Annotated in this window: 21 protein-coding genes, 2 pseudogenes and 1 CRISPR repeat array; of the genes and pseudogenes, 2 read left to right on the top strand and 21 right to left on the bottom strand. The window is 38.4% G+C overall.

All coding sequences use genetic code 11. From position 1 onward, the window contains the following. From BHF69_RS14705 to BHF69_RS14805, 4 genes and pseudogenes are all read right to left on the bottom strand, one after another. The coding region (locus BHF69_RS14705; RefSeq protein ID WP_158022551.1) for a helix-turn-helix domain-containing protein at positions 1 to 152 on the bottom strand (152 nt) is incomplete at its 3' end. After that, positions 127 to 533: pseudogene (locus BHF69_RS14810) on the bottom strand (IS607 family transposase). The gene BHF69_RS14705 and the pseudogene BHF69_RS14810, both read right to left, overlap by 26 nt. A 220-nt stretch (positions 534 to 753) precedes the next feature. Continuing rightward, a complete protein-coding gene (locus BHF69_RS13750; protein WP_442855840.1) occupies positions 754 to 1,158 on the bottom strand; it encodes a transposase in 405 nt (134 codons plus the stop codon). Between the two features lie 57 nt (positions 1,159 to 1,215). After that, a pseudogene (locus tag BHF69_RS14805) lies at positions 1,216 to 1,302 on the bottom strand (transposase); the annotation flags it as partial. Between the two features lie 131 nt (positions 1,303 to 1,433). Between BHF69_RS14805 and BHF69_RS04305 the strand changes: the two are divergent. Further along, the gene (locus BHF69_RS04305) at positions 1,434 to 2,627 is read left to right on the top strand and encodes an ATP-grasp domain-containing protein (protein ID WP_075669828.1); all 1,194 of its coding nucleotides are present in this window, start codon (positions 1,434 to 1,436) and stop codon (positions 2,625 to 2,627) included. A 70-nt stretch (positions 2,628 to 2,697) separates the two neighbouring features. After that, positions 2,698 to 3,912 (top strand): tryptophan synthase subunit beta, encoded by a 1,215-nt coding sequence (gene trpB, locus BHF69_RS04300; protein WP_075669827.1) that lies wholly within the window; start codon positions 2,698 to 2,700, stop codon positions 3,910 to 3,912. A 114-nt stretch (positions 3,913 to 4,026) separates the two neighbouring features. On the opposite strand, the gene BHF69_RS04295 is transcribed toward trpB, so the two are convergent. The 17 genes from BHF69_RS04295 to csm3 all read right to left on the bottom strand — a co-directional run bounded on the left by BHF69_RS04295 (position 4,027) and on the right by csm3 (position 21,627). Further along, entirely contained in the window at positions 4,027 to 4,686 is a 660-nt protein-coding gene (locus tag BHF69_RS04295; RefSeq protein ID WP_075669826.1) for a CoA transferase subunit B, read from the bottom strand. Positions 4,687 to 4,688: 2 nt separating this feature from the next. Beyond that, positions 4,689 to 5,411, bottom strand: a complete 723-nt coding sequence (locus BHF69_RS04290) for a 3-oxoacid CoA-transferase subunit A (RefSeq protein WP_075669825.1) — start codon at positions 5,409 to 5,411, stop codon at positions 4,689 to 4,691. 82 nt (positions 5,412 to 5,493) lie between these two features. Next, on the bottom strand, positions 5,494 to 6,288 hold the full coding sequence (locus BHF69_RS04285; protein WP_075669857.1) for an enoyl-CoA hydratase/isomerase family protein: 795 nt from the start codon (positions 6,286 to 6,288) through the stop codon (positions 5,494 to 5,496). 194 nt (positions 6,289 to 6,482) lie between these two features. Continuing rightward, positions 6,483 to 7,673, bottom strand: coding sequence for a phosphopentomutase (locus BHF69_RS04280; protein ID WP_075669824.1), 1,191 nt, complete (start codon positions 7,671 to 7,673; stop codon positions 6,483 to 6,485). 5 nt (positions 7,674 to 7,678) lie between these two features. Further along, a complete protein-coding gene (locus tag BHF69_RS04275) occupies positions 7,679 to 8,110 on the bottom strand; it encodes a cytidine deaminase (RefSeq protein ID WP_075669823.1) in 432 nt (143 codons plus the stop codon). Next, positions 8,095 to 8,904, bottom strand: a complete 810-nt coding sequence (gene udp, locus BHF69_RS04270; RefSeq protein WP_075669822.1) for a uridine phosphorylase — start codon at positions 8,902 to 8,904, stop codon at positions 8,095 to 8,097. Before udp ends, BHF69_RS04275 begins: the two co-directional genes overlap by 16 nt. 126 nt (positions 8,905 to 9,030) lie before the next feature. After that, entirely contained in the window at positions 9,031 to 9,690 is a 660-nt protein-coding gene (locus BHF69_RS04265) for an HAD family hydrolase (protein WP_075669821.1), read from the bottom strand. 2 nt (positions 9,691 to 9,692) lie between these two features. Further along, a complete protein-coding gene (gene lacG, locus BHF69_RS04260) occupies positions 9,693 to 11,093 on the bottom strand; it encodes a 6-phospho-beta-galactosidase (RefSeq protein WP_075669820.1) in 1,401 nt (466 codons plus the stop codon). Continuing rightward, positions 11,093 to 12,742: a PTS lactose transporter subunit IIBC gene (locus BHF69_RS04255; RefSeq protein WP_075669819.1), complete on the bottom strand. Its 1,650-nt coding sequence runs from the start codon at positions 12,740 to 12,742 to the stop codon at positions 11,093 to 11,095. Before BHF69_RS04255 ends, lacG begins: the two co-directional genes overlap by 1 nt. A 21-nt stretch (positions 12,743 to 12,763) precedes the next feature. After that, positions 12,764 to 13,072 (bottom strand): PTS lactose/cellobiose transporter subunit IIA, encoded by a 309-nt coding sequence (locus BHF69_RS04250; protein WP_075669818.1) that lies wholly within the window; start codon positions 13,070 to 13,072, stop codon positions 12,764 to 12,766. A 12-nt stretch (positions 13,073 to 13,084) separates the two neighbouring features. Then, positions 13,085 to 15,679, bottom strand: a complete 2,595-nt coding sequence (locus tag BHF69_RS04245; RefSeq protein ID WP_075669817.1) for a PRD domain-containing protein — start codon at positions 15,677 to 15,679, stop codon at positions 13,085 to 13,087. Positions 15,680 to 15,986: 307 nt separating this feature from the next. Continuing rightward, entirely contained in the window at positions 15,987 to 16,553 is a 567-nt protein-coding gene (locus BHF69_RS04240) for a flavodoxin family protein (protein WP_075669816.1), read from the bottom strand. Positions 16,554 to 16,668: 115 nt separating this feature from the next. Then, complete coding sequence (cas2, locus tag BHF69_RS04235; protein WP_242946106.1) at positions 16,669 to 16,995, bottom strand: CRISPR-associated endonuclease Cas2; 327 nt, start codon at positions 16,993 to 16,995, stop codon at positions 16,669 to 16,671. A gap of 4 nt (positions 16,996 to 16,999) precedes the next feature. Continuing rightward, complete coding sequence (cas1, locus tag BHF69_RS04230) at positions 17,000 to 18,004, bottom strand: CRISPR-associated endonuclease Cas1 (RefSeq protein WP_075669815.1); 1,005 nt, start codon at positions 18,002 to 18,004, stop codon at positions 17,000 to 17,002. A 31-nt stretch (positions 18,005 to 18,035) separates the two neighbouring features. Continuing rightward, positions 18,036 to 18,796: direct repeats of the CRISPR family, unit length 37 nt; unit sequence AGTTTCCGTCCCCTTTCGGGGATCTAATCTAATAAAC. Positions 18,797 to 18,925: 129 nt separating this feature from the next. Further along, complete coding sequence (csm5, locus tag BHF69_RS04225; RefSeq protein WP_075669814.1) at positions 18,926 to 20,038, bottom strand: type III-A CRISPR-associated RAMP protein Csm5; 1,113 nt, start codon at positions 20,036 to 20,038, stop codon at positions 18,926 to 18,928. Next, on the bottom strand, positions 20,031 to 20,963 hold the full coding sequence (csm4, locus tag BHF69_RS04220) for a type III-A CRISPR-associated RAMP protein Csm4 (RefSeq protein WP_075669813.1): 933 nt from the start codon (positions 20,961 to 20,963) through the stop codon (positions 20,031 to 20,033). Before csm4 ends, csm5 begins: the two co-directional genes overlap by 8 nt. A gap of 1 nt (position 20,964) precedes the next feature. Further along, positions 20,965 to 21,627 (bottom strand): type III-A CRISPR-associated RAMP protein Csm3, encoded by a 663-nt coding sequence (gene csm3, locus BHF69_RS04215; protein WP_075669812.1) that lies wholly within the window; start codon positions 21,625 to 21,627, stop codon positions 20,965 to 20,967. Positions 21,628 to 21,632: the final 5 nt, after the last annotated feature.

Below are 21,632 nucleotides of genomic sequence, written 5' to 3'. Positions count from 1 at the left end.
ATAAATTTTTCACCTTTGTTATAAAGTTCTTTATTATGGGCAAGATAAAAATTATAAATAAATCTACAAGTACCGATTGTTTTATTTATCTTTCGTATCTGCTCTTGTGTTGGATTTATTTCCGTTTTATAACTCTTTAGCAATTTCTTCATCCTCCTTTATCTGATTTTTATACTTGCGAAATCCATACAATCTACAACTGAACACATGTAAGATTGATATAATATCTTGAACTAATTCTTCATTCGGTGAAAGAGTTTCATTGATTTACAATAATACCTTTTGCATTACAGAATTGTTTTAAAAACTCTACTTGATTTTGTAGATCATCTTTTTGATTTCTTGTAGAAACTCTTGCATATATTACTGTGTCCCTTATATCATTTGAACTGTAAATATTGATCATAAGTATAATATCTTCTGTTAGTTGGAGTAAGATTTGCTTTGAGAATTCCATCTCTGTCCCAACGTTGAAGAGTTTTTACTGACACTCCAAGTAATTCAGCAAAATCTTTTGGTTTATAATTTGTGATATTTGATGTGTTCATAAATAATTCTCCTTTCTTTATAAACACATTGCATCACATATAAACATATTTATCTATATTTTTGATTGCTTAACAATCGCTCCTTTCGCCTCTTATTTTCTCTATTATACAACAGCTATTTCCCTATAGCAATCAGAACAGCCAAACTACCAGCCCATGTGAACTACCGTTCCATTCCGCTTTATACTCCAGCTGCCTGGTCAGCTCATACCACGATACATCCGATATGGATTTCGCCAGATGATGAATTTTTTACCATGTTTTTTATGTGCAGATTCTCAGAGATTATCACTTGGTTTTCGCTGATAATCTCATGGGACAGCTTATGCAGATAATCCTTTCTGGTATTTGCTATTTTCTCATGACATAATGCGATCTGTTTCTTTGTCTTTTTATAATTGTTGCCTCGCTTCTCTTTATGCGCTAATTTCCTTTGCAGTTTTGCCCTGAGCTGTTTCAGTTTTGGAAGTTTTATCTTCTCGGACTCAAAATCTACACTGATATTTCCATTCGTAAAATTTGTCGTATAAGACTTGTGGCCATCATGTTTGCTTTTGAATTTAGGATATCCTGCATGTTCTTTGAAAAACTTCTGATAAACGGAATCCATGTTGTATATGGCATTTGTAAGGGCAAATTTATCCACTTCCCTTAACCACTCATGCCAGCCCTGGTTTTCTATATATTGCCGCAACATTTCTTCTGAAACATTACCAACACTACACGCAAAATATCCGTCCGTCCAAAAAGGAATGCACCAAAGCTTAAATAGGAATGGTGAAAATACTCATTTTATGTTAGAATATTTTATAATTAGTGTAAACAAATGGATTCTTTATCCATAGAAGTATCCATAGAAGTGAAAAGAAAGGAATGAAAAATATTATGAATTTTGTATTTATTTCTCCCCATTTTCCAAATTCCTATTGGAATTTCTGTGACAGATTACATCAACGAGGTGTCAATGTACTTGGAATTGGAGATGCTCCATATGAAGGCCTCTCTGACCAGCTAAAATCCTGTTTAACCGAATATTATCGCGTTGAGAATATGGAAGACTACGACCAGATGGTCCGTGCGATGGGATACTTTACCCATAAATATGGTAAAATCGACTGGTTGGAAAGCAATAATGAGTACTGGCTGGAACAGGATGCCAAGCTCCGTGAAGACTTCAATATCACAACTGGCATGCACACCGCTCAGGTTGCCAATGTACGCCGCAAATCAACCATGAAAAAATTCTACGAACAGGCTGGTGTTCCAGTTGCCAGATACCATATGGTAACGAATCTGGAAGAAGGTCTTGCCTTTGCCAACACCGTTGGGTATCCGGTATTTGTAAAACCAGATGGCGGAATGGGTGCAGAGGATAGCTATAAGCTAAGCAACGAAGACGATATGCGATGGTTTTACTCTACCAAACAGGATGTGGAATATATCATGGAAGAATTCATCTCCGGTGATATTTGGTCCTATGACGGTATTTCTGACAGCCATGGAGACATCATCTTCGAATCTGTAGTATCCTGGCCAAAAAGCATCGCAGATATCGTAAATAAGAAAGACCATCTGTCTTACTATACAGCCAACGCACTTCCATCTGACTTGTGTGAAAAAGGACGTGCTACGGTAAAATCCTTTGGAGTAAAAAGTCGTTTCTTCCATCTGGAATTTTTCCGTCTGACAGAAGCCAAAGAAGGACTTGGAAACGTAGGGGATATCGTAGCACTGGAGGTAAATATGCGCCCTGCTGGTGGATGGACTCCGGATATGTACAATTATGCCAACAGTGTAGATGTCTATAGCATCTGGGCTGATATGGTCGTATATGATAAAACCTATGTGGACTTAAATAAAGAAAAATATTTTGCAGTATATGCAAGTCAGCGATACGGCAAACCATATGTTCATTCTGCAGATGAGATTCGTCAGCGTTTTGCTGGAAAGATCGTCTTAGATGAGGAAATTCCAGAAGCTATTTCCGGAGCCATGGGAAATCATATGTGGACAGCCAGATTAGATACGGAAGCAGAAAAGGATGAATTTATTCATTTCATTCACGAAGTATATCAATAATATACATATAAAATTTTTTAAAACCCCCTTTATCACATTATAAAGAAAAACTTTATAGGAGGTATATTTTATGGATTATAGAACATATTTAAGAAACTACCCTGATCAGAATGGACGTTTTGGTCCATATGGAGGTGCTTATCTTTCAGATGAATTAAAACCGGCATTTGAAGAGATTTCCGAAGCATATCAGACCATCTGCCATTCTTCACAATTCATTCATGAGCTTCGCAGAATTCGTAAGGAATTTCAGGGAAGACCTACCCCCGTTTATCACTGTGAACGATTGTCAAAGCTTTATGGCAACTGCCAGATTTATCTGAAGCGGGAAGATTTGAACCATACCGGTGCACATAAGCTAAATCACTGTATGGGTGAAGGACTTCTGGCAAAGTTTATGGGTAAGAAACGGCTGATCGCCGAAACCGGTGCCGGACAACATGGTGTTGCTCTTGCAACAGCTGCTGCTTTCTTTGGACTAGAATGCGAAATCCATATGGGTGAAGTAGATATTGCCAAGCAGGCACCAAATGTTACCCGAATGAAAATTTTAGGTGCCAATGTAGTTCCAGTCAGTCACGGCTTGAAGACATTAAAAGAAGCCGTTGACTCTGCTTTTGCTTCTTATGCGAAAAACTATAAGGATTCTATCTACTGTATTGGTTCGGCTCTCGGCCCACACCCATTTCCTCTAATGGTCCGTGACTTTCAGTCTGTTGTTGGTTATGAGGCAAAGGATCAATTTAAAGAGATGACTGGCTTTCTTCCAGACGTGGTCTGCGCTTGTGTCGGAGGTGGAAGTAATTCCATCGGTATGTTCATTCCATTTATAGACGAACCTGTTGATATTATTGGGGTTGAGCCATTAGGGCGAGGGAAAAAGCTAGGTGACCATGCCGCTTCTATGACCTATGGAGAAAAAGGTGTGATGCATGGATTCGAAAGTATCATGTTAAAAGATGATGCCGGAGAACCTGCTCCTGTCTACTCCATTGCCAGTGGACTGGATTATCCATCCGTTGGTCCAGAACATGCCTTTTTACACGATCTTGGCAGAGTTACCTACGAAACCGTAGATGACGATGAAGCCATGAAAGCCTTCTTCGAATTATCCCGTTATGAAGGTATTATCCCTGCCATCGAGAGTGCCCATGCTGTCGCATATGCAGTCCGAAAAGCCCAGGAAATGAAGCGAGGCTCTATCCTCGTGTGCTTAAGCGGCCGTGGAGATAAAGATATCGATTATGTGGTAGAAAACTACGGATATGGGGAAAAATATTTATAAGATATTACTTGGAAAGAGCAAAGTCCCTGCAGGTTCTCAATTCCTGCAGGGACTTCCTCTTTAGATATGTGGTGCCTTTTGCAGCACCAACAGAATTTCTTGTATTTCAGATTGTTATTCCATCACACCAATTTCCTCTGGCACAATAAAATCTGCTTCCGTGCATGCACGGATATCCTCTACCGTATATCCCGGAGCCAGTTCTCGAAGAACCAGTCCTTCTTCTGTTACCTCAAAATAACATCTCTCCGTTACAATATCCGTTACACATCTTGCACCGGTCAATGGAAGGGTACATTTCTTTAGGATCTTTGATTTTCCACTCTTTTCACAGTGGTCTGTTGCTACGACAATCTTCTTTACTCCAGCACAAAGATCCATTGCTCCTCCCATACCAGGAACCAGTTTGCCAGGGATGGTCCAGTTGGCTATATTTCCTTCTTGATCAACCTGAAGTGTTCCAAGTACTGCAGCATCAATATGTCCACCACGAATCAATGCGAATGAAGTGGCATGATCACATACACATCCGCCTTTGATAATAGATGTTGGCTGACCACCGGCGTCGATGATATCAGGATCTGCATCTTCCCATTTTGGAGTTGCACCACATCCAACGATACCGATCTCAGCCTCCAGCCAGAGTTCCACACCTTCCGGTAAATAATTCACGCACATCAGGGGAAGACCAATTCCAAGATTTACAAAATCTCCATCTTTAAAAAACTTAGCACAGCGAGCTGCAATAAGCTTACGTCCTGTCAATCCTGCCATTCCTATTTACCTCCTTCCGCTTCTGCTTTTGCTCTGGCACGCTGCCACATTGGACAGAATGGTTTCTTCTCGCCAGTCCGAACATATACCATATCAATCACTGGAGCTGGAACATCAATATCATCTGGTCCCAGTTCCCCAACCTCAACCAATTCTTCTACTTCTACAATAACCGTATCGGCTGCAAATGCCATATAGCTGTTGGTCGCTCTTCCAGTCAATCGAAAAGCAACATTTCCTATGGTATCTGCCTTCCATGCTTTGATCACTGCCACATCTGCATGCATTGGCAATTCAACAAGATATTCCTTACCATCAATCGTAATCTTCTGCTTACCAATTTCAACATCTGTACCAACACCAGTTGGAGTAATGCAGGCACCAAGTCCAGCTCCTCCACAGCGAATACGTTCTGCAAATGTTCCCTGAGGAACAAATTCAATTTCAAGTTCTCCTGCTAACATCTGATCACGAGCCACTGGGTTCAACCCAATATGCGTAGTAGCCAGAGTCTTAACGCGATGTTCTACGATCAGTCTGCCAAGTCCCTGATCAGGCATACCCGCAGATACAGCAATGGCATCAATATCCTTTACACCCTTCTCAAGCATACCAGTGATGATCTCTTCTGCAGAGAGTTCTCCATGCCAGTCACCAAACATAATTGTCTGACCATCTTTAATCTTTGTGAGAGCTTCGTCTCTAGTCACTACCTTTGAACGCAATTTAGATACCACCTTTCTTTAATAAAAACATCGAAAACTAACAAGCTCCATATGAAACTATTTTCCTTCGAATTGAGCTTTTCTATTTTCCTTCGAATTGAGCTTTTCTCTTTTCCATAAATGCTTTACATCCTTCCTGAAAATCCATGGATGCTGCACATTCACGCTGAGTTGGAATCTCTGTCTCATCCAGCCACTTCTTATAATCCGCATAATTTGCATCATAAATCTGTTTCTTAATATTTTTATAGGAAAGAAGTGGACCCGCCGCAAGCTTTCTCGCAAACTTCATCGTTACTTCGTCAAGTTCTTCCTTCGTCGTAACCTTATAAGCCAGTCCCAAAGCCTTTGCCTCTTCTGCTCCAACCGGACGACCTGTAGCAGCAAGTTCTAATGCTCTGGTTACACCAATACTTTTGGATAAGAGATAGGTAGCGCCAGTATCTGGAACCAATCCTAAGTTTACAAATGCCAGAATAAACTTAGCATTGTCCGCGCAGATCATAAAATCTCCACCCAAGGCCAGACTGACACCAGCACCAGCAGCCGCACCACATACAGATGTAATGACCATTTTGCTCATTCTCTTTAAGCCGTCTGCAACAACACCAACTTTTGCAATCAATCCGTCCATATTTACTTCTCCGCCTGCCTGAATCAGCTGATAGAAATAGCCGATATCGCCGCCTGCTGAGAATGCTCGATCAGTGCCCTTTAGTACTACAACTTTTACATCTGGATCTTTTTCTGCCTGATCAACAACATACATAAGCTCGTCTGCCATCTGTTCATCAATGGCATTCAAATTCTTCATATAGTTCATTGTAATCACAGCAATTCCATCATCCACTGTATAAATGAGTTTCTTAAGTTCCATATGCCTTCCTCCTTCATATATATTATTTGTTAAAAATACATAATAAATTAAATATTTATAACATTTTTTCATTCAATTTCACCTATAATTATTATAGGATAAATTAGGTTTTTTAGCAACTAAATTCTCAAAATTGCTGTAATATTTGACAATTTTAATGAAATAAACGGTATTTTTCTTTATTGTATAGCTTCCTATATCAGCTTCTCTAATAAAGAGATGCCAATGGTATTTTTCGGCATGGATATTTGAAAATTATCTGCAATCGTGGCTCCAATGACTGCAAAAGTCTCCTGTTCTTCCAGTTCCCCGTTTTCCCTCATTGACTTCGCATATGCCAAGAATGGAACCTTCTCTCTCGTATGATCTGTTCCCGCATACGTTGGATCATTTCCATGATCTGCCGTAATAATCAACAAATCATCTTCACGCAGATTGGTCAGAAGTTCTCCTAACTTCACATCAAACTTTTGAATCTCATCGGCGTAACCCTGAGGATTTCTTCGATGTCCCCATTTGGCATCAAAATCCACCAAATTGACAAAACACAACCCTGTAAAATCTCTCTTGCAGATTTCTATCGTCTGTTCCATGCCATGAATAGAAGATTTCGATTTATTCGTCTGTGTAATACCCTCTCCATCAAAAATGTCATTGATCTTACCAACAGAGATGACATCATACCCTTGTTCCTTCAAACTATTTAACACTGTCTTTCCCAAAGGTTTTAAGGCATAATCATGGCGATTACTGGTCCTTACAAATTCGCCCTTCTTCTTTCCCACATATGGTCTTGCAATGACTCTTCCAACCTTCCACTCACCCTTCATGGTAAGTTCCCGGGCAATTTTACAGCAACGATATAGTTCCTCTAAGCCGAACGTCTCCTCATTGCCACAAATCTGTAATACTGAATCAGCAGATGTATATACGATCATATGTCCGGTACGAATTTCTTCTTCCCCAAGCTCATCCAAAATCTCCGTACCGCTGGCACTTTTATTTCCAATAACTTTATGACCGGTACGTAACTCCAACTCTTTGATCAGTTCCTCAGGAAAGCCGTTTTCCGTAAAGGTCTGAAACGGACTAGTAATCTCCAATCCCATCATCTCCCAATGCCCAGTCATAGTATCTTTCCCTTTACTCTTTTCGCGCAAAACCCCATAATACCCAAGAGGATTCTCTTCTTTCGCAACCTGCTTAAGAGGTGTCAGATTCGACATGCCAAGCTTCCTCAAATTCGGGATATAGAATTCTTTTACCGACTCTGAGATATGACCAAGGGTATTGGCCCCGATATCGCCAAAATCCTCAGCATCCGGCATTGCTCCGATTCCTAATGAATCCATCACAATGACAAAGATTCTCTGATATTTTTTCATCACTATTATCTCCTCTCGTTCTGTAGATGAGAGAGCTGAAATCCCATTGGATACAACTCTTTTAACCGGAATGTCTGATATTTTTCCTGATTTATCGCAAGTATCACCTCAAATGTCTCTGGATTACAAAATTCCATCATTACCTGCCTGCAAACTCCACATGGCGGTGCATAATCTGTCACCCTTCCCTCCGTACCACCTACAATACAAATTGCTTTAAAATGCGTTATTCCTTCGCTGACTGCTTTAAATATGGCTGTTCTTTCCGCACAATTGGATGGCGTATAAGCCGCATTCTCAATATTACAGCCTGTATAAATCTGATTTTCTGCAGTTAAAAGTGCCGCACCAACCTTATAATGTGAATATGGGGCATAGGAATACTCCAATTGCTTAAAGGCAACGGAAATCAATTCCCTGGCTATCCTTCCTTCCATTCTGATTCCTCCAATCTTCCATTTGCTTTATCCGTTTCTATCAGCTTACGAATTCCTTCTACTGCCAAGCAGATTGCTATATCGGTATCTCGCACTACCGGATTATCCAGTCCCTCTTTCTCCCTTTCCTGATTCGCCATTACAAGAAGACAGGATCCCGCTCTTACTCCTAAGCTGCTTGCAACCACAAAAAGAGCCGCCGATTCCATCTCAGAGGCAAGACATCCCAGCTGTTTCCATGCTTCCCATTTATTCATCAGTGCATAACTCACTGGCTTTGTCTCAGGCGAATGCTGTCCGTAAAAAGAATCCTTGCATTGTACTACACCAACATGATATATAGCATTCATCTGACGAGCAGATTCTACCAACGCATTGACAACCTCAATATTGGCAACCGCTGGAAATTCAATCGGTGCATACTCTTTGCTGGTGCCTTCCATCCGTATAGCTCCACTGGCGATCACCACATCTCCGCTTTTTACATCCAGCTGCATTCCCCCGCTTGTACCAATTCGAACAAAAGTATCCGCCCCAGCCATAACCAGTTCTTCCATGGCAATGGCTGCAGATGGACCACCAATTCCTGTAGATGTTACACTCACCTTAACACCATCCAGATACCCTGTATAGGTCACATATTCGCGACTATCCGCTATCAATCTGGCATCATCAAAGTATTGTGCTATTTTTTTACATCGCTTTGGATCTCCTGGTAAAATAACATAGCGTCCGATTTCTCCTTTTCCAACCTGAATATGATATTGCTTTGTGGCATCTTCAGAATACTTCATCCCATCACTCTCCTTCTCCTATTCCTATATCTATTGTAACACAAAGATAGAAAATTATGGCAAAAGGATAAAAAAACCGACATCCCCCTGTTACGGATATGGATGTCGGTCCTTCTCTACTACTTTTTACAAACTAATTTCTAAAAATGTCTGAATGGTCTTTACAACTCCAGGAAGATTGCGGTATTCCTCCTCTTTTTCTTTCTCACAGATTACAATGATCTTTCGGCATCCGGCCGTATATGCATTTTGAATGCCGGAAAAAGAATCCTCGTACACCAAAATCTCTTCCATTGGAACTCCGATTATCTTTGCTGCATTGAGAAACATTTGAACTTTATTCTTATAGGTCCCATCATCATAAACCAGATGCTCTGGGCGAATCCACTGATCCAGCCCAAAGGATTTTCTGAAAAAGTCGATGTTTTCCTTAATGGAAGCGCTGGCAATGGTAAATCGAATTCCTCTGTTCGTCAGGGAGTGGAAGTATTCTTCCACTCCTGGTACCAAATGAAAGGTTTCCTTATCGTTTTCACAATATTTACGATAGTATTCCTCTTTTAATAGAGAATATTTTTTTATTTCCTCATCACTGGCAGTATCATTTGTCATATAACGAATGATCTGATCATTGGGCGTCCCATTAAATTTTTCATGCAATTCCTGTTCTGTAATATCACAATTTCGCAAGATACGGGATATTTCATTCCAGGCAAGCACATGCTTATCATTGTCAAAGAACAGAGTCCCATTAAAATCAAAGATTACTCCTCTATACGTGATCATCGCTATACCTCTTTTTTCTCTGCAACTTCTTTGAACCAATAAGCAGATTTTTTTGCATATCTCTCCTGAGTTTCATAATCCACATAGAATAATCCATAGCGTTTGTTATAGCCATTAGACCAGGAGAATACATCCATCAAGGACCATACAAAATATCCTTTGACGTTTGCACCCTCTTCAATGGCTTGACCCACTGCTTCTAAATGTCGTTTGATATAATCGATTCTAGGTTGATCATCAATGGTTCCATCTTCAAAATCATCCTTATAACCCATTCCATTTTCGGTAATATATAACGCTTTATAATTTGGATACTGACGTTTGATCCGCATGATCATATCATAAAGTCCTTCTGGATAGATCAGCCAATCCCAATCGGTACGGTCGATTCCTTCCTTGAACATTCGTTCTCCAATGCCTTTTAAGCGGAATACAGAGGTTCCCTTATCTCCCGTACCATTGTGAAAGATTTCGTTTTCTCCATGGTATTCCCTAATGAACTGGCTCTGATAATAGTTGATTCCAAGGTAATCATTATATTGGGCCGCCTTTTTTAAAATCTTCATATCTTCTGGTTCTGGATGGAAGGCTGCTCCATTCATCTCCATCAGCTGATCAATGATTTCTAATGTATCATCACTATACTCTCCCAAAAAAGTAGCATCCAGCAAGAACTGATTCGCAAGAACATCTTCCTTCTTAGCTGCTAAGCGATCTCCCTCTTTTGTCTCATCATAAGGATATTTGTATTCCAATGAATGGATAACCCCTATTTTTCCTGGATAGTTTCCTTCATGAAAAGCTATCACTACATTTGCATGTGCAACCATCATATTGTGCATGGATCTGACACATTGATCGATATCATAACGAATTCCAGGAGGGAAGGTTCCACAGATGTACTGATTTACGGAAATCGGCCATACTTCATTAAAGGTAAACCAATAACTAACCTCATCCTTATACTCCTCAAAACAGAATTTACAATATTCCACGAAACAATCAATGGTATGTCTGTTTAAGAAATCTCCTTTGCTATGTAAAGCATCCGGTGTATCAAAATGGTGCAGGGTTACAAATGGCTCTACTCCTTCTTCATGGCATTTTTGAAATACTGCATGGTAGAAGTCTACACCTTCCTGATTTACCTTTCCCTCTCCATCTGGAAAGATTCTGGACCAGGCAATAGAGATACGGATGCCATTGATTCCAAACTGATGGCATAATGTAAGGTCAACTGGATACTTATGATAAAAGTCACTGGCAGGCTCTGCAAGAAATCTTCCCTGCTTTTCTAAATAATTATCCCATGCTACTTTCCCTTTTCCATGAGACTGTGTACAGCCTTCACACTGATAAGCGGCTGTTGCTCCACCAAAAATAAAATCATTTGAAAATTTCATTATTCTTTCTCCTCCAACACTTTAAATACAAAGTTAAGTGCTTCTTCTGGGTTTCGTGTTAAGCTAATATATTGTTTTCCTTCACAGGCAACACATTTAATTCCCATACGGTCCGCATCCTTTTTCAGATCTCCATAGAAGGATGCTACCTGAGGTGCCAATACGACCAGATCATAGTCTTTCATAATATCCATATGAGCCCCATAAGCACCAGCTGCGCTGATCAATGGAATATCTTTTTCCTGTGCTGCTTTCTTTAAGGCATTTGCCAATAACCCACTTGTTCCACCTCCTGCACAAAGAACAAGGATTCGTTTTGATTTTAATGTATTGCTATCGATTTCTATCTGTTTTTCTTCTTCTTCCACTGCATCCTGATTCTTCTCTTTTTCCTCTTCCATCTTTTCATGGTCATATACCTTGAAGAACGGATAATAGATTACGAAGTCAACGACCAGCAGAAGAATTGCAAGTAAAATAACCTTTAAGCCAATTCCACATCCTAAGATCAGACCAATCGGACCCGGTGTTGTCCATGGCAATACATATAAGAAACTGTTCATTCCGATAAAATCAACAAAGAACTTAAAGATCCATACATTGATGATCGGTGCAAAGATAAAAGGAACAAAGAAAACCGGATTTAAAATCAATGGTGCTCCAAATAAGATCGGCTCATTAACACCAAAGAGAACTGGTACGGATGAAGCTCGTCCAATTGCTTTTAATTCCTTTGATTTTGCCATAAATGCAAACATAAAAGTAATCACCAAAGTAGCACCGGTTCCTCCCAAAGTGGCAACAAACTGTTGTACACCAGGAGTTAAAATATTATATGCATGCTCGCCTGCCTGATATAATTCCAGGTTATTTGCAATGTTTACATAATAGATAGCTGCAACTGCAGGCTCTACGATAGCCGGACCCTGAATACCAACAAACCAGAACATAGCCATTGCTCCATAGATGATCGCAAGACCAACATAACCGTCTGCAGCAGCAAATAATGGCTGAAACGCTTCGATAACGAACTGTGCAAAGCATACACCAATATACTTTCTAAATAATACATCTGCAACGGTTGCGATGATCACACATACTGCGAATGGAATGACATCCTTAAATGTCTGAGAAATATTTGGAGGTACTGCATCTGGCATACGAATGGTAATATTTCGTTTGATACAGAATTTGTATACATTTCCTACCATAAAAGCAACTACAAATGCTGTTAACAACCCTTTAGATCCCATATAACCGGAGCTAAATCCTCCCTCGATGGAATCCACGCCAAGCACCAGGAAGGAAACCATACCAGCCATTAATGCAGAAATATTATTAATCTGATTATCTACCGGCATATCTCTATTAAAAGAATCTGCCAGATGCTTTGCTGTTGTCCCTGCAACCACCAGGCCTAAAATACCCATGGAATAATTATAAGGCTTTAAGAGAATCGCTTCTGTTGCCTTGCTCCAGTAAAACCCAAAAATATTTGGAACATATGCCAAAAGCATAAAAATACTGGAAAATAATACAATTGGCATTGCGGAAATAAATCCATCTTTAATTGCCTTTAAATATCGATTTCTAGCAATCACATCAAAATAAGGTCTTAATTTTTCAATTGCCTTAATTAACTTTTTCATACAAATATCCCCCTTATATGACTACTTTCTATATACATCAATCAATGAACCAATAATATCTTTAAACAAAAGTGAAGTCATCAAATGATCCTGTGCATGGACCATAATAAATCCCATCTCCACGTCCTGACCATTGGCTTCTGCCTGCATCACATCCATCTGTGCATTATGAGCACTTACCAGGCATTCATTAGCTGCTGCTATTAAAGCATCACATTCTTCAAATAATCCCTGTTTTGCCTTTTCCAGTGCAAGCAATAATTTAGATCTTGCATCTCCAGCATAAGAAACGATTTCAAAGCTAATCATTGTTAATTCTTCTTTATTCATATATACCTCTTTCTATTTCCGAATGATTGATATAATCGTTGCTATTTCAGCATCGTTAATATATACGTGAAATTCATGTTCCATTGGCTCCAGCAGTTTCTTCACCTGCATCACCAGTTCCTTATGTTCCTTCATGATATCAGAGGCAATAAAGTTAATGGATGGCGTATAATCGTGATTGATCCGGTCAATAAGACAAACAATATGGATGATCAATCCAATCTGCTGATCTTCATTGAGGGTCATATCTAATACATACTCCAACTGATGAATAAAATTCATTAGATAAATCTCCATCTTATCCATATCAATCTGTGTAAACTGATCTTTCAGATACTCAAATGCTTCTGATACCCCAGTATTCAACGCTTCTTCTGGTTCTGCCCATAATTCTTCCACTTTTATCTTTTCCATTTCCAGAAGATGACTTATGGTAGTAAATGGATATTGTGCAAGACCTGGATCACTATCTCCGATAATCCCGGTTATTTTTCCCTTTCTTGAGATTCTGCCGATTTGATTATAGATATCATTCATATCCTCGCTGATAATGGAAACAACCTCCATATCTTTCCACTCCATATTTCGGTCTATATGGTGCCTTGCAAGAGTTATGTTTCCTGCGGCAGAAGATAGGAGAACCAAAATATTTTTATTTCTATTATCTCTGACATGCTGTATATGCTCAAAATTCATCTGAAGATATTGGGAGATATCATTTAAATCCTTATCTTCGGAGGCCTGATTACTGCCTGCAATACATAGCAGGGTAATCGGGACCTCCAAAAATTCAATCGGTATCCCCGTCTCAATAGCAATGGATTCTGCCATTGTCCTAATGGAGCCCATATCATATATGAGTAAAATTCCCTTTCCCTGATGAATGCTTATGACCATCTGTTTTAGCTCATCATAGGCTGCCTTGATGTCCTTGTCCAATGCAAGATCATAGGCATACGTAGTGCTTTCATTAGCCATCGCATTGGCAGTCTCTGCAATCGAAGTTGCTGCCGTACTGCCGTGCATAGCCACCAGGGTAACGACTCTCTGTATCACTTCTCTTTTGTTTTGAATCAAGAACAGCATGAGAAACATAATCTCATCTACATTCAGATGAATTCCAAACTCCTGCTCCATACTTTTTATAAAGTCCTTCGAAAGCTGGTATTCATAAGGATACGTAACTACCAGCTGCTGTATCTCTTCATTGGATATTCGCTGCTTTGTAGTCACACGTACAAAACAGGAATTCATATGCAGGCAGATTACAAAAAGCATCTTCTCATCAAACGTCTGCTCTAATGTCTGCTCCGCCAGCTTTAAAAATTCTTCCACATGATAAATCAATTTATCAGAGACAAATTTCTCCAGATCCTTGCGGCTTTGAACCTTCTTACTTAATTCCTGACAGTACTTGGCAAAGTTGGAATACAGCTCTGTCGATACGACTGCATCGACCTCCTCTTCGGTAATGTGCTGCTTCTTTAATTCCTTCTTACGATGGTCCAGGGACTGATAAATACTCTTTGCCTCCTGCTCTTCCTGCCTCTTTTGCTTTTTCAGCATCGTTGCATCTGTAAAAGCGTATTTATAGTCTTTAGATATGAAGGTATCTACTTCTTCCTTTCGGACCCGATAATAGAGCACCCCTTTTCTCACATCAATTGGAAAATCTGCCAATTGGATTTCAATAAAACGGTTCCGGCTTTTCCTTGTTCTTACATAACAGTTGGCACAGCCAGTATGAATATCGGTTTTCAGCCCTCTGATGTTTTCCCTGACATCATATAAGAGCAATGCATTTAAAATACTACTGTCTACCTCAATATTTCGCTTTAAGTTTCTTGCCTCTTCCTGAAAGAATTTCTGAACCAGTTGAAATCTTTCTTCCATCGTCCGCTCCTTTAAAGACGGAATGTAAATGGTATAATCCATATGCTCCAATGATTTCACCCGATTCTGTTTTTTTTCATCGGTATCTGTATGGAATAATATAATTCCTCGATGCTTCCAGGAAAAAATCATTTCCTGCTCATATCCTGGTAACAAGTCGATATTCTGTATCAACAACATGCCATTCTGAGATTGATCCAGTAAGCCTTCCTTCTCCTGATCTCCAAAGAGAACCTTCTTGCCATATGCTTCATTTTCCTTATAAGCATGACAGTCAAATAATAATAGCATTGTACTGTTTTTTACTACACCGGATTTTACAGCGAATTGAAAAACCTTTTGTGCAAAATACTTCACTCCGGATCCCTTTTCTGCTTTTATAAGGATCATCGGTTTTCCCTCTGGATATAAGATTGCCGCCTTGGCAATGGCTACGGCTTCTTTGAGTGACTGATCATAACCAATCAATTCTTGTAAAAGATACTCTCCATCAGCTGCTAGATCGATAAATTGATATAATACCGGACGTCCATTTTCTTTCATCAATTTTCCTTCTTTTACAAGCTGGTTTAAGATACTACTCAAATTTGTTCTCTGCATGCCAAGCTTCTGAGATAAGAAATTCGTAGTAAATTTGGGATATTCATCATGTTTGTATTCAGATGAATATGCTGCGATAAATTCGTATACTTTTTCTTTTTTGTTCAGTTTCATAAGCAACTCCTATTCCATCGCTGTGCTTACCAGCTGTCCTTACTATACAAAAAACAGTCCTTTGTCTCAAATCTGTAAATCCATCATTTTTTATACAGTAAATCCGTCCAGAAACCACAGTGTATGATTCTTTTTCTTTGTCTCTTACTTAAATTATACACTATTAAAGAGAAATAGCCAATTATTCCTTAGTGTATAATAATTTCTGTATGATATTTTTGAAATTATACACTTTTCAATTTTTAAAAAAAGCCCCTTATCTGTAGATTTTCATACAGATAAGGGGACTTTTCCTGCTTATTTATGACTAACGAATAAAATTTGTCTTTACCTTTTCTTCTATTTCTGGCATTGTCACTCCAGCCTTCTTACCAGCCTCAATGCATTTTAACATCCATGCCATGTTATTCCCAAGGGTACGCATAATCTGAAGCCCTTCCTCATCCTGGCGTACTTCTTCTGGTGCATTGCCATGTACCATATTCCAGTAATTTGAAGAGATAATCGGCATCTGATAAAATGCGAAATATTTGTTCAACACATCCAACGTTGCTGTTGTTCCAGCTCTTCTTGCAGATGTAACCGCAGCTGCCGGTTTATGCAGCATATCCTGACCTGCCATGGAACATAATTTGTCCATAAATGTAATAATCTGTCCACTTGGGGACGCCCAATATACCGGAGAGCCTACTACCAGTGCATCTGCTTCTTTTAATTTCTCAGCTGCTGCCTTGACATTCTCCACGGTAGGATCTCCTGCCTGAAAAATCTCTGTATCAACTCCATTCGCCTGCAGTGCTGATGCAACCTCTGTTAATGCAGTAAAGGTACATCCTTCCTTTCTTGGACTTCCATTTAATAATAATACTTTCATAGTTATAAATCCTTTCCTTTTATTTTTTAAAGATGATTTCTTTCGTCTTTACTCTTTCATCCATCTACCAAATCAATTATAACATGGATTAAACTAGTAGAAAATACTCAAAGACTCATATAATAATTACCTCTTCGTCATCGATTTCCTTATGTGTTCCCCAAATTCTTACTTCACCATACCCATTCAGTTTATACACACGTATGCTATCCTCACCTGAGGCATAATCATCAATACCTTGAATCAATTTTTCATATTTCTCTCGAGTTAATCTAGCTTCAAAAGCTGATTTTTGTACACGAAATCCAAATTTCTCTAAATACTTTGCAAATTGAACCCTCTTCTTATTACTCACAATGTCATAAATAATGAGAATTAAATACTTTTTCTTTTTTACAACAACCTCATCATCCATAAAATAATTTTCAATTACATAACTCACATTATCACCTTATTCTGATTGGTTCATAGATTTCTGGATTCTCTGCCTCAATTGCTTTGATCAGCTGACCAATCTGAAGCCAAAAGGCTCTCCGAAAGCTACATCGATAATCTATGTACTTTAAATAATTCATCTCTGTCATCAACTTCTTTTCCAAGCTCATAATAAATACTTTCATTGCCTGCTTATTAAGAATAACACCTCCTGTTTCCTCCAGGGTTTCAAACATATCTGCTTTTATTTCTTCACTTCGTATCAAATTTAAAACAGTAGCATCAATGATAACTGCTCTCCATTCTTCCATCAAATCACTGGCTAAAGTGGGGTGTCTCTCCCTGTCTTTATGCAAAAATCCTGCATAAGGATGTAGACCTCTACTTTCAATCTGACCATATATCTCATACATTAAAATAGTATATCCTAGACTGAGCATGCTGTTAACCGGATCTTTGGGAGGCATACGGTTTCGTCCGTGAAAATGAAATTCTTCCCCAACTATCTGTTCCAATCCCTTAAAATAGCTTTTTGATGCATATCCTTCATATCCCATCAATTTATCAGTACTTTTTGCATCTTTTACCTTGGATTCAGCAATATTGAGGCTTTTGATACAATCACTGGTATTAGAACTGGTATTTTTTGTATATCTTCTTAAAATTACCTTTTGATTATGTATCTTTGCCTGAATCATTCTTTTTGATAACTCCAAAGAAAATTTGTCATCATCAGACAAAACTAATTGTTTTTTCTGGCGAAAAATATTAACATGTCTGGTTGATTCCAGCCTTCCATAGTAAGCTCCTCTTTTTGAATAATAATTAACTGGTATTCCTCTTCTTAAGCATTCTTCAATCACATTGATAGACAAGGAAATATTCCCAAACAGTGAAATGGCCTCCAGAGTTTCTTTCGGAATCCTCTTCTCCATCCCATTCTTATACTTGACAACAAAATACCCTCCCAAAATTTGAATCGTTGCCCCATGCTCCATTACATACAAATAACTCATTGAATCCCTCCCATCGTCAACATGCTATCCTATAAAACGCCCCCTTTCGGGGATCTAATCTAATAAACAGGAAGGGTATACAGTAGAAACGAGGAGACAAAAGCGTTTCCGTCCCCTTTCGGGGATCTAATCTAATAAACCACGTGCGTTCAATGCGTTATGGAACGAATGTTTTCGTGTTTCCGTCCCCTTTCGGGGATCTAATCTAATAAACCTTCTCTTCACCAACCTTTTTGTTATGCTCAACACAGTTTCCGTCCCCTTTCGGGGATCTAATCTAATAAACCAATGATGACAACGGCAAATGCTATGACATTGAAAGAGTTTCCGTCCCCTTTCGGGGATCTAATCTAATAAACTACGCGATTAAGATGTCCAGCGTTTGGACATATCAGTTTCCGTCCCCTTTCGGGGATCTAATCTAATAAACCAAAAGTACAGACGTAATAAGGCTGACAAAAAATAGTTTCCGTCCCCTTTCGGGGATCTAATCTAATAAACTGCAAAGAATGTGTGAGGACAGCCATCCTAGAATGGCGTTTCCGTCCCCTTTCGGGGATCTAATCTAATAAACTAGCTTTTACCAATTAACAAAAAAATAAGGTTAGAGTTTCCGTCCCCTTTCGGGGATCTAATCTAATAAACAAGAGGTTTGCCGTAAACAAAGGGTTTGGTATGCGACTTTAGTTTCCGTCCCCTTTCGGGGATCTAATCTAATAAACTACAATAAACGCAAAAGAACTTAAAGCAATGATGGTTTCCGTCCCCTTTCGGGGATCTAATCTAATAAACCCCTGATCCGCAACCCCTTAATTTATGAGCTATAATAAAAGGGGTTGCGTGCAACAAGATGTTTTCCCATGTTTTGCATTCCTTTTTCATGAGTCAGCCGCATAACTTATAGCATATGCTTTTTATAGATTACATTTTAGAAATATTCATCTCACATAACCCAAATTCATATTCTCTGCCAGAATACCTGGTCAATTTCTTCACATGCGGAGAAACACGGTATTTTATATCCTTTCCATGTCCATGATTTCTAGGAGTTAATTTCGTCATAATATTTGCATTAATCTGTACTGCTCGTTTTTCAGGATATAAGCAATACTGAATTGTTTTTGTAACAAATCCACAACCTCCTCCAAGATATAACATATGATTTCCAGAATCATTAATGTTACCAAATTTTTTATAAAATGCAGAATTTCTTTCATATACCCGACTAATTGCATTAAGAATATCCTGTTCAGAATAGTTACATACAGATGTATCTATTGTAAGTTCAAATGTAATCTCAACACCAGGTTTTATACATTCACGCAGAAGAGGCATATTTCTATCTTTTCCCTCTATATGACGATCAATCTTCTGACATAAAACAAGACAATCCGTCTCCAATGGTTTGCTATCACTGATTCTTAATCCAGACAATTCATCATTAACAGCATTCGATTTCACATACTTTTCTTTACGCTTAATTGTATGGAATACATCAACTTCAAGATTCTTAATCTCTCGTTGTAGATATTTATTTTGCTTCACTCTCCTTTGGCTATTTCTCACAATTGATTCTGCGTTATCGCTATATGCTGCATTACCAATCACCGCATTTCCAAGCAAAATCGTTCTAATAGCACCTTTTAAACTGCTTCCCGGGATATATGGTTTACCATATTGATCTTTCATAAAAAGATGTATTTCTTTATTACGATTCTCTCTGCTTTCAATCTCAGTAGCAGAACAATCTAATACATAATTGCTCCATTGTTGATATTCTTGCTTACGAATACCGTGTTCACGCAGCCATATACCTAAATCACGATATTCATTAAGTAGATATTTTTCATATTCATATACCATCCTGTTTTTAAGCATACCTGAAAACATCTTCTTTGTATCCAGAATATATGCTTTTTTATTTGCTCTATCGTATATATATTCTTTTTTGCCAAGTACTTCCCCTGAACCAATAAATAATGGACCATGAGTCTTCAATGTAATACGGTAATGTTTTAAATAATCCTTAACCATTTGAGCTCACCCCCATAAAAAATGGAATTGCATATTGATACACTGGATGCTTTCCTCCACAAGATACATCATAAATATCTCCCTCAAACTGAACATTGAAAATTGATCCAGATGCGAAACCATAAAAAGTCTGTTTTTTTCGAAATTCATTTTCATAATATGGGGATGAAATAAAACCACTTCTTTTTATAAGCAGATAATTACTACTACCACATATCCTCTTCAATTCATTTTCTTGTGGCATTGATAAGGATATAGAAATATAATCTGCATATACGTTTCCTGATAAACGTCTTTCTAATTCTTTTGGAACTGGAACTACCTTAAGATTAAATTTACCATATCCACTGGTTCGTTTTCCACCTATCCCCGCATATGATACACATTCCATTAGCTCTGAAAAATAATCAAAATCCTCTTCCTCTTCATAGCCTACACATATGTACAGACCATTACCTTTATTGAAGTGATAGCACCCTACATGAAAAGGCTCAGCATCATCATCTCGATTAACTTTTGCACTGGTTCTCATTTCATAACTTCCAAAATCTTGAAATTTCTTGCTCTCTGCTTCTGCATCCAAATTCCCATTCAAATACGTTTGCAATAAATTAATTGGGATATACTTTAATTTTTTGAATGCCTTCTTCTTTACTGAATTTCCTTCATCCTCAGATGATATACTAAGGAGTGGTTTTGGTACATAGTACGCATTCCCAATAAATGGAAGTGCATCTGAAAATTTAAGCCTATTCGTCTTACATTTTTCATATAAATGCCTAATACCATTAGGGAAATTCAGAGCTTCATGACAAAGAGCAGAAAAAAGCGTATCTGCATATATAACAGACTCACTGCCAGAAAGAAGACCATTTCCAATATGTAATCCTGTCTTAAACTGCAGTTTCAATACTTTGTATTTCATCTTATACTTCCCCTAAAATCTTATTACAGCTTTCCATTATTCCTGCATCAATATCTCCTACAACTACCTCAGCATATATGTCCTTAATTCTTACCTTTCCATAACCACGAGATCCATGTCCTCCCAAATAATCATAGTGTAATAGCTTCAATCCATCTGCTATTGCCTGAAAATCTTCGTTAATATCAGCCTTTTCTTCCACATTGTAGATTAATTCAAGATCAAACTGACTACCTCTGATCGTTCTTTCAATCTGTCTTGGATTCGCAAGTGCAGTAAGACGGTCAATCGCATTTTCAAATTTAATTTCTGTTGCTGAATGAATTCCGATTTCTTTTAATTCTTCGCTATTAGATAAAATCATATCAGAAAAAATCAATCGACTTGACTTTATATTCCCCTTCTCAGAACTGCCAAAAAGTCTTAATACAACTTCTGGGTCGCTATTATGTCCTCCCAACATTGCTTTTTCTGAATATGCTTTTGCAATCAAGGTTCTTAATTTCCCTTTTAAACTACTTCCTGGAATTATTGGAAGATTAGTATATCTATCTCTAATAACAGGTGAATCTACCGCTCCAATTGCTGAAAACTGTGTTGAACCACCAATGTGCATTCCCGTTACTACCTCTATCTTTCCTGAAATAATAATTTTACTAAACATATTTC

Source organism: Anaerostipes sp. 992a (genome assembly GCF_001940245.1).
Classification (GTDB): Bacteria; Bacillota; Clostridia; order Lachnospirales; family Lachnospiraceae; genus Fimousia.
Note: the sequence above shows the minus strand (reverse complement) of the source record. Positions and strands in the feature narration are given on the sequence as shown.